Source organism: Glaciecola sp. MF2-115, from assembly GCF_047250385.1.
Taxonomy (GTDB): Bacteria; Pseudomonadota; Gammaproteobacteria; order Enterobacterales; family Alteromonadaceae; genus Glaciecola.
Genome location: NZ_JBLBVM010000028.1, coordinates 14,171 through 29,809 on the forward strand (window position 1 = coordinate 14,171; position 15,639 = coordinate 29,809).

16 protein-coding genes are annotated in these 15,639 nt (G+C 40.0%); 5 read left to right on the forward strand and 11 right to left on the reverse strand.

What is annotated here, in order from left to right:
• Positions 1–26: 26 nt before the first annotated feature.
• The 11 genes from ACKLNX_RS00720 to ACKLNX_RS00770 form a co-directional block, all read right to left on the reverse strand.
• Positions 27–1,847, reverse strand: coding sequence for a ThiF family adenylyltransferase (locus ACKLNX_RS00720; RefSeq protein ID WP_412970866.1), 1,821 nt, complete (start codon positions 1,845–1,847; stop codon positions 27–29).
• The gene (locus tag ACKLNX_RS00725) at positions 1,834–3,012 is read right to left on the reverse strand and encodes a metallohydrolase (protein ID WP_412970867.1); all 1,179 of its coding nucleotides are present in this window, start codon (positions 3,010–3,012) and stop codon (positions 1,834–1,836) included. Before ACKLNX_RS00725 ends, ACKLNX_RS00720 begins: the two co-directional genes overlap by 14 nt.
• A complete protein-coding gene (locus ACKLNX_RS00730; protein ID WP_412970868.1) occupies positions 3,013–3,516 on the reverse strand; it encodes a hypothetical protein in 504 nt (167 codons plus the stop codon).
• Between the two features lie 84 nt (positions 3,517–3,600).
• Positions 3,601–4,863, reverse strand: coding sequence for a tyrosine-type recombinase/integrase (locus tag ACKLNX_RS00735; protein WP_412970869.1), 1,263 nt, complete (start codon positions 4,861–4,863; stop codon positions 3,601–3,603).
• A 595-nt stretch (positions 4,864–5,458) separates the two neighbouring features.
• Positions 5,459–5,671: a GDCCVxC domain-containing (seleno)protein gene (locus ACKLNX_RS00740; RefSeq protein WP_411694634.1), complete on the reverse strand. Its 213-nt coding sequence runs from the start codon at positions 5,669–5,671 to the stop codon at positions 5,459–5,461.
• Between the two features lie 49 nt (positions 5,672–5,720).
• Positions 5,721–5,996, reverse strand: coding sequence for a mercury resistance system periplasmic binding protein MerP (gene merP, locus ACKLNX_RS00745; protein WP_411694633.1), 276 nt, complete (start codon positions 5,994–5,996; stop codon positions 5,721–5,723).
• A 32-nt stretch (positions 5,997–6,028) separates the two neighbouring features.
• On the reverse strand, positions 6,029–6,373 hold the full coding sequence (locus ACKLNX_RS00750) for a mercuric transporter MerT family protein (RefSeq protein ID WP_411694632.1): 345 nt from the start codon (positions 6,371–6,373) through the stop codon (positions 6,029–6,031).
• Between the two features lie 77 nt (positions 6,374–6,450).
• Positions 6,451–6,834 (reverse strand): MerR family transcriptional regulator, encoded by a 384-nt coding sequence (locus ACKLNX_RS00755; protein WP_411694631.1) that lies wholly within the window; start codon positions 6,832–6,834, stop codon positions 6,451–6,453.
• Between the two features lie 280 nt (positions 6,835–7,114).
• Entirely contained in the window at positions 7,115–8,482 is a 1,368-nt protein-coding gene (locus ACKLNX_RS00760; RefSeq protein ID WP_412970870.1) for an MBL fold metallo-hydrolase, read from the reverse strand.
• 206 nt (positions 8,483–8,688) lie between these two features.
• Complete coding sequence (locus ACKLNX_RS00765; protein WP_412970871.1) at positions 8,689–9,999, reverse strand: APC family permease; 1,311 nt, start codon at positions 9,997–9,999, stop codon at positions 8,689–8,691.
• Positions 10,000–10,062: 63 nt separating this feature from the next.
• On the reverse strand, positions 10,063–10,518 hold the full coding sequence (locus tag ACKLNX_RS00770) for a hypothetical protein (protein ID WP_208805455.1): 456 nt from the start codon (positions 10,516–10,518) through the stop codon (positions 10,063–10,065).
• A gap of 212 nt (positions 10,519–10,730) precedes the next feature.
• Between ACKLNX_RS00770 and ACKLNX_RS00775 the strand changes: the two genes are divergently transcribed.
• The 5 genes from ACKLNX_RS00775 to ACKLNX_RS00795 are packed head-to-tail and all read left to right on the forward strand — an operon-like array spanning position 10,731 to position 15,097.
• A complete protein-coding gene (locus tag ACKLNX_RS00775) occupies positions 10,731–12,569 on the forward strand; it encodes a copper resistance system multicopper oxidase (protein WP_208805457.1) in 1,839 nt (612 codons plus the stop codon).
• A 9-nt stretch (positions 12,570–12,578) separates the two neighbouring features.
• On the forward strand, positions 12,579–13,343 hold the full coding sequence (locus ACKLNX_RS00780; protein ID WP_411694627.1) for a copper resistance protein B: 765 nt from the start codon (positions 12,579–12,581) through the stop codon (positions 13,341–13,343).
• Between the two features lie 21 nt (positions 13,344–13,364).
• A complete protein-coding gene (locus ACKLNX_RS00785; protein ID WP_411694626.1) occupies positions 13,365–13,778 on the forward strand; it encodes a two pore domain potassium channel family protein in 414 nt (137 codons plus the stop codon).
• A gap of 36 nt (positions 13,779–13,814) precedes the next feature.
• Positions 13,815–14,324 carry a DUF305 domain-containing protein gene (locus ACKLNX_RS00790; RefSeq protein WP_412970872.1) on the forward strand — a complete coding sequence of 170 codons (510 nt, stop codon included), beginning with the start codon at positions 13,815–13,817 and terminating at the stop codon, positions 14,322–14,324.
• 35 nt (positions 14,325–14,359) lie between these two features.
• Positions 14,360–15,097 carry a MauE/DoxX family redox-associated membrane protein gene (locus tag ACKLNX_RS00795; protein ID WP_411694624.1) on the forward strand — a complete coding sequence of 246 codons (738 nt, stop codon included), beginning with the start codon at positions 14,360–14,362 and terminating at the stop codon, positions 15,095–15,097.
• Positions 15,098–15,639 lie beyond the last annotated feature (542 nt).

The following is a 15,639-nucleotide window of genomic DNA, read 5'->3' on the forward strand; positions in this document are numbered from 1 at the left end:
TCATTTCAAATTCGTCACATATGAACTTAGTCATTTTTTATCAACCATTTGTTATCGTTAAGAACATATTTTCGCAATATATTGCCGGCGCCAAGCTCACCATACGTTTCAATCCATTCCTTTGACCAGCTACCAGCTTGTTCAACTAATCTCTTTTTTGATTCAATCCAAACAGAATGCGTAGCAACAATGTCACTATCATTTTTTTCGTGCAAAAGGTCCAATACGACCTCTGATAAAAGAGCATGTAAACGCGTGAGAGGCACTATTCCATATGGTTGAAATTCCCCAGCACAGGCTGGAATTCTTACGGTTGTTGGATGTTCCCAACTGGTGACCGAGCATTTCATTTTCCCAACGTTTTGTCCCTTAGTGAAATGAAGCGAGTTAAAAGCGTTTGAATCTGCTGGATTAACAACAACGTGACCAGCCATTGCATGCGCTTCGACGTAAGAGAAAACAATTGGACCTAAGGTAAATGCAGATTGTAAATCTAACAGCTCTTGTTCCGTCTTCCACTCAGCGGTGCAGCTTAATATAAGGTCACTATTCTCTAATTTATTCATGCAATCTTTGTCTTTGACGGCGTCTTGGAAACGTTCTTCAAAAAAATGAATTTTCACATGAGGAAAATTATTGGTTAAATAGTCCGCTAATGCATAAGCCTTAGAAACACCTTCGTAATTCAACCCTAATAAATGCCTAGAAGTGTTTTCTGATTTAAAAATATCGTCATCAAATAAAAGTAATTCCTGTACTCCGGACTGTATTAGAAGCTTGGAGACTGGCGCACCAACAGAGCCACAACCAATAATTGTAACGCTATGTGATTGCAGAGTTTGCCAAGAATGATTTACGTCTCTTCCTAAAATCCAGCTTAGGTCATTTCGTTTTACAGAACCGCCTGTCAGTCTTACGTTTGAAAAATGATCAACAATATGTTGAGCAGGTATCTTATTTCTGAAGCCATTTTGAACCGATCTGTTATTAAACCTTTCACGATGCAAAAAACCTTTTTTAAACTCAAGAGAAGAGAAACATACACCATTCTCTGTTTCAAACGAGACTAGCACGGATGGAGCTTGACTATACCGATTTGAAAGTGCGGTGCATACCATCGCTAAGACTTCGTCGCTTCCGTCTCCAAATTCTTGGATTATTAGTTTGAAAAAATCGCTAACCTTTTTTGGATATTCGTCAGGTAACCAAGCTCTAGTGAAACAAATGAGAGCACTAGTCTGAAAACTACCAATCTGCCTCTTTCTTATCTTTCCAGATTTCTGTAGATATTTTCTATTGTCTAAATATTCGGTGAGTTGACTTTCATTATCACCAAATATTATACCTAGCTTCTTATTTTTATAGGTAGTTATTTGACGTGTGGTTCTGTTATCTGGTCGACATATTGAGGTATAGTTAAGCGCAGAGCTACAATGATAAAACCAATAACTAAGAAACTCGTTTCTGAAATCCTCTTCCAAACCATCATTAAAAATTTTGTCTAACAGTAAGAATGCATCATTCAACAACTCGAGTATAAATTCATTCGAATTATCTACAATAAAACTAGATGGCCAGACGCAGAGCTTGCCATCCTTTTCTATGTGAGGATAAGACAACGGTGCTAGTTTAGGCTCTAACAAATATACGCTAGGTATATCATACAGGAAGCTCTCCTTACATAATAAAGCAATAGTTACTGTTTTATTTGTTGAGAGTAATTTTTCAGTAACGTGCCACCCAAAACTATAATTTTGATAATTTTTCAACTCTAGAGTAGAAAGTCTTCTAGTATTGTAAGGGGATAGCAACGTATCTATTAAATTTGAGTATTCATGCATATCCATCCCCGCCGTCCCTATTGACGGCCGATGCTGTTGCTCGTTTTGAGGTAGCTAACGTTGCAATTGCTTTTATTAAAATGCCATCGTCACTAATTTCTATTTCTAATGGCACATTGTCACCGTTTTTTCTGTGGTCTGCTACACACTTAAAGCTGCCACTAACTCCATCTACTATTTTTGTGTATTCTTGTTTTGCTTTAAAAGCTGGCGGATTATTATCGTCATCCAATATTGTATTGCTACTGGATATAATAATTGCATTTGCTTTAGCATTTTTAAGTGCATTCATTGCAGTATCAGAAACTTTCGCATCCGTGCCATCTTCCTTCGCTTTGCTCAAACTATCATGAGATATACTGCGCCATGAACAATGGTGAGGACTCTGCAAAACATCGTATTCTAAATGCTCTAACGAGTTATCTTTTTTCAATCTCTCATATAAATGTTCCCAACAAACGACCTCTGCATCTCCTCCACTCAGAAAACGTGCGCTAACTTCCCCGGAAGATAATTTATAATTAAATATGACGCTTGAATGATTCTTTCCTAATTTATCTTCATCCTCATCCAGTTCTGATATTTGCGAAGGCCCTAGTAACATTGCATTGAATGAAGAGTCTGTAACACCGTTAATTATTGATGTTTCAGTGTCGAGTTGCATTACGATATCCTGTATGTCGTCCGTTTTTCCATCTTCATCGTTACCTAAAATGATTACTCTGTTTCCGATAGTTAGATTTTTCTCATCTCTATATAGTTTGACTCTTCGTTTCACTTCTGTATTGAGTGCTTTAGCGTCATCACATAAGACATGTCCACCATTTGTTGCTTTGTTTTTGGATGCCCTTCGATAAACTATCGGGCTAGACCATATTTCATTTATAAAGATTAAATCACTTTTTTCATTCCAATCTTCAGCTTTCCCTAAGTGGAAATGTTCTTTTATCCCCTTGCAATGATCTTCATCCGGATGGCTCCATATAAATATGTCAATAAAAAGCCTTCCATCGCTATCGCGAGTCAACTTTTCACGTAACTGACTTACAACATCGGGAAGTTCATCAGACTTTCTTATGTTGCAGTCGATCAAAATACAGTTAGCGTTTTGTGTCGTTAATAGTGTCATGTCCCCATTGCCAACAGGGAAATATGTGATTTTAGCAACCATTTACAGCTCCTTAGTTTTATTTGTCGCATTATTTACGCGTTGACAAATATAGTTTGATTGCTTTCTGTATGAGAAAGCAAACAAAATAAACAAAAATAATGTGGTAGTTTCAATCGCATAATTGGCTAAAGTAGGTATGCTAATAGTTAGAATCTCAAATGCTTTCAATAAAGCTAGGCACAAAAACAGCGAGAGAAGCGTGCGATACATGTTATTAACTTCTAATAGTGTTTTTATTAATTCATCGTTCTTGCTTGCATTGATATAATCAGAGTATTTGCTGAATTTAACAAAATTTATAAATTTTAGTATTGGTTCAACGATGATAGATCCTATTCTACTAATTACCACACCAACGAAGTAATACAAAAACACGCCTATCAGAATATCTTTTTGAATAAGATTATATTCAGTAAGGTTAGATGCAATTGCGACGAAAACGACGCCAGGAAGCAAATTATTAAATAAATTGTATGAAGAAAGTTTATCTATTAAGTCTTTCATTTTAATTTCCAATTTGTTGAATTCGTTAAATAAAAGAGAAAGTTGCAATAAGTAATGACTTTCCTCGATGTTTTAACAAAGTTATTACTCTACTTTTCTGTCTTTACCAGAAGATGCGCGCCTTTTCCTTTCAACTTGAACATAAACTGTGTCAGTAGTGGCGCTACTCGAATGACCTAAATCTTCAGACAAGTCTTTTAGCGGTCTATCTCGCTCAATCTCCATACTTGCACCTGTGTGGCGAAGATAGTGTGTTGTAGCTTCATTTAGTTTTTGAGCCGCGTCAAGACCTTGTTCTTTTTTCATTTTTTCATATGCAGAATCAAATACCTGTTGAACGAGCCTACTGATCTGGCGACTTGTTAACCCGCCACGACCTCTTATCTTCTCTACTAATATGGTTTGCTCACCCTTTGATGGCAGCGGGGAAAGACCGCGCCACTCGCGATAGCGTTTTAAGTAACTCAAATAACCCTGCGGTACGGTAATATCACGTATTTTCTTACCTTTACCGTATACTTTAAACCACCAATTATTATCTTCATCTGTCCAAAAATGACTCATTACGGGTGTCCAATCTTGCCTATCAGAAAGCTCAGAAAGCCTAAGAAACAGCGTTTTCATCGTAGATACGATAAACAAATTTCGTTCGAATAGGGCATCTGTATCGGCTAGCTCAACTGCGATGTCGAGCAGATATTGCCACTGGTGCTCTGTTAACCGGCTGATAGTTTTTACCTGGCTATTTTTTATCATATGCTTGCAATCACGCTTGGCCAGCGGAATGGGATTACCGAAGCAAATTTCCTCATCAATCAGGTGTCGGTAAAATGAGCTGAGTGCAACAAATATAGATTCTAAGGTCTGTAGGGACGGTTTATATTTTTTAGGATCAAGAACGCGGTCTTTATCATATTTTGGTGGTGTTTGTCTGAATGGTGTCCATTTGAGATTTGAAGTAAAATACCCGCTGCTTAAACTAAATCGGTCATGTAGCTGAGTGCTTATCCATTTAACTGGTGGCGCAACACAAAAATCAACGTACCGCAAAATATCGGCTTTGCGTAAATCGTCGACAGGCTGTTTATCAACCATAAATACCCAGAGCAAAAACTTTTCGATGTCGTTTCGAAAACGCACGTAAGTATGCTCAGATTTGTTGCGGCCGATATACAGCAGGTAATCCTTTGCCCAGACCCAATGTTGCTTCATCCATGCAGGTTGATTATCTAGATAGGCAGACAGCTGCGGATAGTCATTAATACTCAGCTCAATCAGTTCAGCATAGGTTGGAAACAAAGGTGTGGGTTTAGTCGTGGCCAAAACGTATAGGTTGTCGATTAACATAGTAACAATATAACTTACTCTTTACCCTATGTCTAATACTGAACAGTATTAGACATAATAGGTGCTACAGTAAAAACGATTACTGACTTAAGGTTTTTCGCCTAGATCAATATATTCATTACATCTCTTTCTTTTTGCGCACACTCAAGCGTAATCGGTAATCTCCCATCTAACTGACTGTTATTATTGGTCATTTTGGTCAGGCCTGAAATTTCCTCTTCTAATGATGAATCATTTTCATATACTTCTATCTTTAATGGATTTGGAACATATGCGCCAGGATAAGTTTGATAAAAGTCACTGGTACCGCTTGTGTATAGAACGCCTTCATTTTCATTAATTGAAAATATAGTTTTTGTTGAATGCCGCCATGTAGAGAGGCGATTAGCGCTTTCTTTGCTGTATTTCGGCTATGCTCTATAAAAAATGAATGACCTATTTGGACTCCTCCTATTCAACATTAAATTGGGCAAAACTAAGAATTAAATACGAACTTTTTATGTAGCCTAGAAATGATATTAACACTACTGCACCGAGAGTTGGTAGATCATGATTTTTGCAGAAATCATAGCCAGTTGAATAATTGGCTAATCTGCTAATTGCAACAACTCCTGCCCTCTTGGATTGGAGGGCACTTAACTGTTCCATATGAGCAATAAACGCAGCAGTCGCCGCTCAGAGGCTTTAGCAGTGATTTGCATTTAGTGCATTCATAAAAAAATTGGCATGCCGTGGTTGGCATTTCTTCTTGCTGGCTGTAACTGCAATGAGGGCAAGTAATCGTCGATGAAAGTTCTATTTTCGTCATAGTTTTGTGTTCCTCAGAGGATTTTATTAACGTTCAACTAGCGAAGGCGTTACGACTTTACCAATGAAGGATAACCAGCATTCTTTGTAGCCTTCGTTAATGCATCAGGATTTGTCACCTCATCGTCAAATGTTACAACAGCAAGTTTATTTTCAAATGTCACTTCCACTTGTTTAACGCCTTTAACGCGCTCAAGTGCTTTTTCTACCGTTATCGGGCACGCTACGCAATCCATGGACGGAATTTCTAACGTAACAGTCACATCTTTGGCAAACGTTGCCGTGCTGCTTATCAACAATAATGTTGTAATCAATAACTTCTTCATCTTTCTCTCCAATTAGAGTTAAGTGATAGCACCTACACGATCCATATGATCCAGTAGTTGCTTGTAACAAAAACAAACGCCAACAGTGTTGTAAACCAAAATACTGCTTTTCGTCGCGTTCTTACCTTTGGAATTGCGCATGCCTCGCCATCTGCACAGTTTTCAACAGACTGATGTATTTTCCACCCAGCAAAGCCAAATAAAACCACAACCACGAATATAAAAATAGGACGATAAGGGTCTAAGAGCGTTAAATGACTAATCCATGATCCACTTATACCCAACAAAAGCAAAACAAGTGGCCCAGCACAGCAGGCACTGGCACCGATTGCTGCGGCAAGCCCGCCTAAGATTGATAGTTGACTACTTTTTACCATATTTACGTCTATTAAACTGTTCTTTTAAGTACAGTATAAACTCCGTATATGGGTACGGAGTCAAGTGATGTGTCATTTTACGGTTGGAGTGACTGAATGATCGGGCAATCTTTATCACTTGGATTATTTTTACAGTCTGAAACAAGTGAGACAAGGCTTTCTTTAAGGTTAAGCAAATCTCTTAACTTATCTTCAATTACTGCAAGCTTTTGCTCAGCGAGTTGCTGAACATCTTCACAATTACTAGCACTTAATATTAATAATGATGATATTTCCGCCAACGTAAAACCTAAATACTGTGCACGCTTTATGAACAATACTCTTGAAAGTGCTTGTTCTGTATATTGCCTGTATCCCTGCATTGGTTTGATGGGTTGTTCAAGTAAGCCTTTGCGTTCATAGAAACGAATGGTCTCTACACCAACATTTGACTCTTTCGCGAGTTTACTTATTGTATACATTGGTTACCTTTAATATTCTGATTAATTTAATAGTATACAAAGCGTCTAATAACCTCATGCTTCAAAAGAAACACTACACACTTATTGAAGTAAAAAAATACTAACTTTTTTTGAATGCGACAAAGTCGCTCGGTAATTAGACCCACACAATCCCTTAGTAATCACAGTTTTTAAATATGATATAAGTCCATGAGAGAACACTATATTTAGTAGCGGTATTGTCAACTTATTCGGTTTATCTGATTAAGTTGACAATACCTATAGAAAACCAGCAGCTAACTTATCCCTTTTGCACCGGATAATCTTTCGTTTTCCAAGCGCCCATTGACCCCCAAAATACGTTTACATTTTTGAAACCATTAGCGCTTAAAAATCCTGCAGCTACTGACGCCCTCATGCCACTAGCGCACATTGTTATATAGTTTTTATTAGTATTTAAATTGAGAATTTCTTTTGCAAGGTGTCCTAAAAAAACATGTTCACTATTTACAATTCTGGTCTGTTCGTATTCAGTTATTTTTCTAACGTCTAATAAGGTCCAATCTTCTTCAATAAGCTCTTTTACCTGCTTGGCACTAACAGCGTTTGTTGATACAAAACTGATACCGCCAGCGGCGACTTCTGCTAAATTTATCGCGCAGAAATAAGCGCAATTATCGTAGCCGATCCTAGATAAGTGTACGGCAGCGTTTTCTGCCATTTTATAATCATCTGCAATAATTACTAATTTATCTTCGGGTTCAAATAACCAGCCAGCGTATGCTGTGAGCATGCCTACTGGTAAACAGAAACTTCTATCGATATGTGCACCTAAAAACGATTCAATACTACGAACATCGATGAGTTTATAACCTTGTTTTTGCAAGTTAGTTAACTGTCCAGCCGCCACTGGCTGTAAACCTTGCGAGGTATTGATAGTCGATGCACCGTGCGAATTGAGACGCTCCATTTGAGAAAAGTAAGGTGGAATATAATGATGCTCCTGAGCTTTTCGTTGAATAAATTCGCTTCGATCTTTGATTTGTAATAGAGGATTATTCTTCATCTCGTGTTGTATGCTTGAAAATTCCCTATCAGCCATACCATCGCCGCAAACAGAGCCGGCGCCGTGTGCAGGATATATTAGTGCTTCAGGTGCTCTGGACTTTATTTTTTGTAAACTATCGTAGAGCAGACCCGCTATTACTTCACTTTCGTCTGGATAAAAATCAGTACGTCCAACATCACCCACAAATAGAGTATCACCCGTGAAAATACCTACTGGACCTTGATTAAAGTCTTGATCATAAATCATAAAACAGACGCTATCTTTAGTATGGCCTGGAGTTTCCAACACCTCGACAATGACATTGCCAAAACTAAATTGATGTCCTTCTTTTACCGTTTTTGCATATTTAATCTTCTCATCTGCATTGGGACCATGAAATACGTCTGCACCTGTGATTTCAGCAAGTATCGGCGCACCGCTTATCAGATCCTCATTACGGTGGGTTTCTAAGATATGGGTGATTTGGCATTCGTTTTGATGAGCCAGTTCGATATAAATAGCGATATCTCGACGTGGGTCAATAACAATTGCCTGGCCTTCTGACAGCACCATATAAGAAAGGTGTGCTAACCCTGGTGTTTTAATTTTTTCAAGAATCATTAGACCTCCTCGCCTAACTTTGTGTTAATAAAATGCTTGCTGTACGACAATACGTGACGCAAAAGTAATATCGTTGGAAATATTCGATTGCTCCAGTAAGCTGTTTAATTGACCATATGAATGTGTAATCCCTCCAGAAAAACGGAGCAGTTATAAGCAGAGTTTCCAATTAAGAAATAACTATATCTCTAATAGTAATTTTAAACTTAGGCCTCGGTTCGAAACTTACTCAAATAAAGCCTCTCAGCCCCTACAATGAGCACCAAGCCAATTATCGCGGCCCAGATCACCAAAATATCAGAGGATGCCTTTATCCAAATAAATGCCCCTAGCACCACGATATCCAATGCTATTGCACTTAACACGATTACAGCACTTGCGTTAACTTCTTTACGCAAGTGCTTAAACACGCCCCAATGTATTGCTATGTCCATGAGCAAATAAAAGATTGCGCCTAACGATGCAATCCGGCTCAAATCAAAGAAAATTGTTAGTAACATGGCGATTACCACAGTGTATACAACCGTGTGCTGTTGCACGCTGCCGGGCATGCCAAAGTGACTGTGCGGGACTAGTTTCATATCAGTCAACATCGCTAGCATGCGTGAAACGGCAAACACACTTGCAATAACACCCGACACTGTCGCAACAATAGCAAAGGCTACCGTGATCCAAAGGCCACTTCTTCCGAATGCTGGCTTTGACGCTTCAGCTAGCGCGTAGTCTTTTGCCACCACAATTTCATCTATCGATAAATTAGTTCCAACCGCTACTGCTACCAACATGTAGATTATAAAGCAGATGAATATTGAAATGATAATGGCTCGACCCACATTTTTTTTTGGATCAACAATCTCGCCTCCGCTATTAGTAATAGTAGTGAAGCCTTTGAAAGCCAAAATAGCCAACGCCACGGAGCCTATAAAGTTACTAACGCTCGTATCAGCAGGCACAATAAAAGTGCTAGTAAAACCCGCATCAGCAACGTAAATACCCCCGCCCGCTAACACCAGCAACCCCAATGCTTTGGCTATTCCCATGATAAAAGACGTCGTCTGAATAATTTTGTTTCCAAGTACATTAATCAAGAACGCGGCAATTAGTAAAGCAACACCAAGAGCAGGTACCATCCATCTCTCTGGCTCAATGTCAAAAGGTTGCAGAGCATAGTTGCCAAAGGTTCGCGCAACTAAACTTTGATTAATAACCATAGAAAAGTACATCAGTAAGGCACAACATGCGGTTATTGTGCCCTTCCCGTACGCTTTTTCTAAAAACATAGCAATACCGCCTGCCGAAGGGAAAGCGTTAGATAGCTTAACGTAGGAATACGCGCTCGCTGAAGATATGATGGCAGCAGCCAAAAAAGCAAAGGGAAACCACTCGCGAGCTAGCTCAGCTACTTGCCCGGTCAGTGCGAAAATGCCCGCGCCTATCATTACGCCAGTACCCATTGCTATTGCGCCGGCTAAGCTCAAACTGCCTTTGTCATAATTTGAATGTTCGTGTTCGGCCATTATTAACTTCCTTGATTATCATGTTGTACGGAGTACGAGGCATCATTTGTCTGTAAAGCGAAGCTACATATCTTGAAAACGATTCAAGCCTTGTGCCATTAATATTATTTCTTGATTTTCAAGCTTCAATAAGTTGCTTAGAAGCTCTATATGATGAGGAATAATGGCCTGCTCTTTTAAGTATGAGTATAGGTCTATTACCTGTTGATGCTGGTCAAGCACGTTAGCAACAATTTCAGATTCCGTTTTATTCTCAAAATCACCGTCACAATGGTCGTGCAGGAAAATTGGGTTTTTCTCCAAATATTCTATAAACAAGGTTTCCAATTCACTAAACTTAGCGTTATCGGAAAACGCTTTAACCAAAGCCGCAAGATGCTGTTCGTGAGCGAGCAAGTATTGCATTGCCATTTTTGTACGCTCTGAGTGACTCGGCGCGCAATGTTTCAGACATGTCGCCAATTGCTCATGGAATTTTACAGTCCAGTGCAGTATGTCGCGCATACTTTCTATCTTCATAAATATCCTTAAGTTCTGAAGGCTAACTAATGATTCTGCCAGCCATATTAATTTAAACGATGCAGATACAAACTTCATAACAGGCAGATTACCGTTGCATTACATCTTTGTCAGATAGCGGCTTTTATTGGGTGCTTTACTTTTATTTAGCGGGATTTACGATAATGTAAAAGTCAGATATAAGTCCGGTAGATATTAATGTGAGGTTGTAAATGAATAACACAAAACAAAATCAGCGGCGCACATTTCTAAGAAATGCCGTGTACACCGCTGGCGGTTTAGCATTAACTAGTCGAATGTCAGCGCCATGGGCTATGCCTCAGGGCTATACTAAAGAAAGCATAAATGAAAATAATTTGGCAATGAATTTTGGTAACAGCGTCGTTAGTGGCGAGGTCATCGATTTAACGATTGCAAAACAAGCCAAACATATTGCAGGCGGTACTTCTCAGCCTATTACTATAAACGGCACGTCACCGGGCCCATTATTACGTTTGAAAGAGGGCCAAAATGTCACCATTAATGTGACCAATCAACTCAACGATAGCACGTCCATACATTGGCATGGCTTTATTTTACCTTACACGATGGACGGTGTGCCGGGAGTCGCATTTCCTGGGATAGCGCCAAACTCGACGTTTCGATACCAATTTGATGTTGAGCAAAACGGTACTTATTGGTATCACAGCCACTCAGGCTTGCAAGAGCAACTCGGCCATTTGGGGCCAGTCATTATAGATCCGAAAGATGGTGACATTGGTGCCGACAGAGAACACGTCATTTTGCTTAGCGATTGGACTTTCGAAAACCCACATGATGTATTCAGACATTTAAAAGTCGCTGAAGGTTATTACAACTATCAACAAAGAACCATTGAGGACACCGTAAACGACATCAAAAAACGCGGCTTCATAAATACGCTAAAAGAGAGAGCGATGTGGGCTGATATGCGCATGAACCCACGAGATATTTTAGACGTTACCGCCTCAACGTACACTTACCTCATGAACGGGCGGGACGCCTCAACAAACTGGACGGCTTTGTACAAACCAAACGAAAGCGTGCGGCTAAGACTAATCAACGGTTCTGCTATGACCTACTTTGATTTCAGGATCCCTGGATTAGAGATGGTTGTCGTTGCTGCAGACGGTCAGCCAGTAAAACCGGTTACTGTCGAAGAAATTCGCATTGCCGTTGCTGAAACCTACGACGTAATTGTGAGACCCAAAGGAGCCACAACCTACACGCTTTATGCTGAAAGTATGGATAGAAGTGGTTATGTTCGCGGTACATTAGCGACTGATTTGGGCGTTCAAGCATCTGTTCCTGAACTTCGCCAAATGCCAGAGCGCGGAATGGCAGCGATGGGAATGGGAGATATGTCTTCCATGGATAGCATGCCAAATATGGATGAGAACGGCTCAACAAAATCCATGAGCAAGCATTCAGATAGGTCAAAAATGAATGATATGGGCGATTCAGAAATGATGAATATGCCGCAAAGTAAAAAACCACTGCCCATAGACAGCATTGACATCAAACACGATTCTTCGGGTCATGGCGTTGGGGCATCAATGATTGCAAGCAATCCGACCAGCCGTTTAGATGAGCCCGGCATTGGACTAGAAGACGTTCAGCATAAGGTTTTATTATATAGCGATTTAGTAGGTGCTGAACCATGGCCAGATGAGCGCGAACCAACTCAGACTATTGAGCTGCATTTAACCGGCAACATGGAGCGTTACATGTGGTCGTTCGATGGTCTTAAATTTAGCGAAGTGAAAGAACCTGTACACTTTAGATACGGTGAACGAATACGGCTTATTTTGGTAAACGACTCTATGATGAATCATCCTATCCATTTACACGGTATGTGGATGGAGCTGGAGAATGGCAATTATCCACCGCCAAGAAAACACACCATCAGCTTAAAGCCCAGTGAAAAAGTATCGCTACTCATTAGCGCAGATGCACCCGGAAATTGGGCATTCCATTGCCATCTGCTGTATCACATGGATGCAGGTATGTTCAGAATTGTGTCGGTATCTTAGGAGATGACTATGAAGAATGTAAATACTATTATTTTATCTCTTGCAGCGACTAGCATGACTGCCCTACTTGCAGGTGCACATGCTCAAGAAACACCACCATCTGATTGGCCAGAGCCTGTTGTTGATTATTACACTGGTACGATACTGTTTGACCGTTTCGAATATACCCGCACCGATGAAGATGAAAATATTGGGGTATGGGATATGGTTGGCTGGTACGGTGGTGACACATATCGCCTTTATTTCAAAAGTGAAGGTGAAAACAAACAAAATGATGGTGAGCCAACAGACATTGAACGAGCAGAGATACTCGCTAGTAAATTAATTGCGCCCTACTGGGAGTTGCAAGCAGGATTAGGAACTCGAGGAACATTAACAAGCGAATCTAATATGGAGAATTATGCGGTAATAAGCCTTTACGGCCTGGCACCCTACCAATTTGAAATGGATAACTCGTTAATGATAAATGAAGATGGCGACATCAGTTTTGCAATGGAAGCAGAATATGAAGTAAGAGTCACACAAACCTCATATCTTCAGCCTCGTTTAGCAATTAGCGCCTCCCTATCGGAGTCTGAACGGTTTGATCGCCAATCAGGCTTCAATTCAATTCGATTAGGGCTTCGCTACCGTTACGAATTCTCGCGAGAGTTTGCCCCTTATGTGGGTATGTATTGGAGCAAATCGTTGGGCAACACCGCCGATGTTGCAGAGCTCGCCGGTGAACCGATAAGCGAAACTGGACTTGTTCTGGGTGCGCGTTTTTGGTTTTAAGAGGATAGAGAAGACAATAAAATGGAAGTTATACTTCAGCTTTTGATTGCTTTTGTAACCATCGGTTTAGCTACGGGCAGCCACTATTTTTGGCTGCAACAACTCAGAGCGTGGATGGACAACACCAGACTGTCGCCGCTTTTAACTCTACTAGGCGTCGTGTATGGAATAACTATTAGTCAGTTAACTGCGGCGCTGTTGTTTGCAATTAGCTTTAGAGTTTCCATTACGCTCGGGCTAGGTGATTTTGATGGAGAAGCCGTTGCCACCTTTGTCGACATCTTTTATTTCTCGCTAATCAATCTCACCACACTGGGAATGGCTCCAATTGAGCCATTACGGCATCTATATCTTCTTGCAGGCATTGAAGCCATGACAGGTTTCTTGCTTGTAAGCTGTTCTGCATCATTAATTTTTAAAACAATGAATAAGTAATAAAATAGGACCTAATAGGACCTAATAGGTCCTAATATGACCAAGTACACTAAATTTTTTGCAATGATTTTCACCTCAACCGCAGCAATGCTGCTAATGATGTATTTTAACACCTTTGCGTTTGACCACGTTTTCTTTAGTGAAACTCGTTTATATATGGCGATATATATGGGCGCAATGATGGCGATTATTATGTTGCTATTTATGTTGAACATGTATGAAAAAAAAGCAAAAAATACAATGATATTATTGGGTAGTGCAGTGGTTTTTGTCATATCCTTATTCTTGGTTCGCTCTCAAACGACAGTTGCAGACTCCTCGTGGATGAAAGCCATGATACCGCACCACTCTATCGCCATATTAACCAGCGGCAGAGCAAACATCGAAGACCCTCGCGTTAAGAAATTGGCAAACGAGATCATCAGTGCGCAAGAGCGCGAAATTAAAGAAATGAAATGGTTGCTTGAGGATATAGAAAAAAATGGTATTGCGACATCAGCCGATGACGCCTCTAAAAGAGCTGTCCCAGCATTTAGTGGACAATAATCAATAGTTAACTAGATTGATATAAGGACGATAAGATGAAAAAAACAGCAACGCTTTATCGAATGCACACCAGTGAGCATATTTGCCCTTATGGGTTACGCTCAAAAGACCTTCTCGAAAGAAAAGGCTTTGAAGTAGAAGACCATAAATTGAAGTCGCGAGAAGAAACTGACGAGTTTAAGAAAAAAAATAATGTTGAAACGACACCTCAAACTTTCATCGACGACAATAAAATTGGCGGTTATGACGATTTGAGAGATTATTTTGGCATGGAGCCGGCAGGTCAAACCGGCACAACCTATACGCCCGTACTAGCCATTTTTGCAGTCGCCTTTTTAATGAGCTTAGCCACAAGTTTTGCATACACCTCCGGCGTTAACTTAATAAATGTCGTTGAGTTGTTCGTTGCCTATAGTATGACCATATTGGCCATTCAAAAATTGCGCGACCTATACACCTTTTCAAATTCATTTATTACCTATGATTTGTTAGCCATGCGCAACATCAGATATGCCTATGTCTATCCGTTTGCGGAGGCGTTCGCCGGTATTGGCATGCTAGCGTCGATATCTGGATTTATTGTAGGACCTGTGTCCCTTTTCATTGGAACGGTGGGCGCAATATCAGTATTTAAAGCAGTGTATATCGATAAACGAGAGCTCAAGTGCGCGTGCGTTGGTGGAGATAGCGATGTTCCGCTTGGGTTTGTTTCGCTCACGGAAAATCTGTTCATGATCGGAGCTGGGGCGTGGATGTTGTACTCAGCTGTTTGAAAGTTAACCTCACTGACGTAGAGTATCGAAATAGATAGTCGATGCTCTACTTTTTAAGTAATACAGATGTCGAAGGTAATAATGTTTGATATTTCTTGATTTTTTTTGATCTTTTTGAGAAGCAATATGTTCTAAGTTCGACTACTACTGATGACACAACGCGACTTCTATCTTGTCTATTTACAAATACGTATTTAATGCAAGGAGCGGGCTTTTCGGCCTCAATATGGCTGAATTACAGCAGAAAGCGAACGTTGAGAAGTCATCATCAAATAGCTTCATTGGGCAGAAAGATACATATATTGTTATAGAACATAGTCAAAATTTAGCCAAAAAAGTTCTGTTCCCTTTTTCACATAGCGACTTTTAAAGCATCATCATATTTACTCAGGGCGCAAATTTTACCGAAATACTAATCCTCTAATAGTTGCAACACTCCGCATTCTTTCACCTTATTATTGTCATTGCAGGCCTCAACCATTTCCGCAAGGGTGGACTTCAACTCATTAAGTTCAGCTATTTTCTGGGATACCTCAACCATG

Bases quoted from the DNA above. Each gene is read 5' to 3' on its own strand.
- ACKLNX_RS00720 (WP_412970866.1), bottom strand. From the start codon at position 1,847: ATGGATATGCATGAATACTCAAATTTAATAGATACGTTGCTATCCCCT.
- ACKLNX_RS00725 (WP_412970867.1), bottom strand. From the start codon at position 3,012: ATGGTTGCTAAAATCACATATTTCCCTGTTGGCAATGGGGACATGACA.
- ACKLNX_RS00730 (WP_412970868.1), bottom strand. From the start codon at position 3,516: ATGAAAGACTTAATAGATAAACTTTCTTCATACAATTTATTTAATAAT.
- ACKLNX_RS00735 (WP_412970869.1), bottom strand. From the start codon at position 4,863: ATGTTAATCGACAACCTATACGTTTTGGCCACGACTAAACCCACACCT.
- ACKLNX_RS00740 (WP_411694634.1), bottom strand. From the start codon at position 5,671: ATGACGAAAATAGAACTTTCATCGACGATTACTTGCCCTCATTGCAGT.
- merP (WP_411694633.1), bottom strand. From the start codon at position 5,996: ATGAAGAAGTTATTGATTACAACATTATTGTTGATAAGCAGCACGGCA.
- ACKLNX_RS00750 (WP_411694632.1), bottom strand. From the start codon at position 6,373: ATGGTAAAAAGTAGTCAACTATCAATCTTAGGCGGGCTTGCCGCAGCA.
- ACKLNX_RS00755 (WP_411694631.1), bottom strand. From the start codon at position 6,834: ATGTATACAATAAGTAAACTCGCGAAAGAGTCAAATGTTGGTGTAGAG.
- ACKLNX_RS00760 (WP_412970870.1), bottom strand. From the start codon at position 8,482: ATGATTCTTGAAAAAATTAAAACACCAGGGTTAGCACACCTTTCTTAT.
- ACKLNX_RS00765 (WP_412970871.1), bottom strand. From the start codon at position 9,999: ATGGCCGAACACGAACATTCAAATTATGACAAAGGCAGTTTGAGCTTA.
- ACKLNX_RS00770 (WP_208805455.1), bottom strand. From the start codon at position 10,518: ATGAAGATAGAAAGTATGCGCGACATACTGCACTGGACTGTAAAATTC.
- ACKLNX_RS00775 (WP_208805457.1), top strand. From the start codon at position 10,731: ATGAATAACACAAAACAAAATCAGCGGCGCACATTTCTAAGAAATGCC.
- ACKLNX_RS00780 (WP_411694627.1), top strand. From the start codon at position 12,579: ATGAAGAATGTAAATACTATTATTTTATCTCTTGCAGCGACTAGCATG.
- ACKLNX_RS00785 (WP_411694626.1), top strand. From the start codon at position 13,365: ATGGAAGTTATACTTCAGCTTTTGATTGCTTTTGTAACCATCGGTTTA.
- ACKLNX_RS00790 (WP_412970872.1), top strand. From the start codon at position 13,815: ATGACCAAGTACACTAAATTTTTTGCAATGATTTTCACCTCAACCGCA.
- ACKLNX_RS00795 (WP_411694624.1), top strand. From the start codon at position 14,360: ATGAAAAAAACAGCAACGCTTTATCGAATGCACACCAGTGAGCATATT.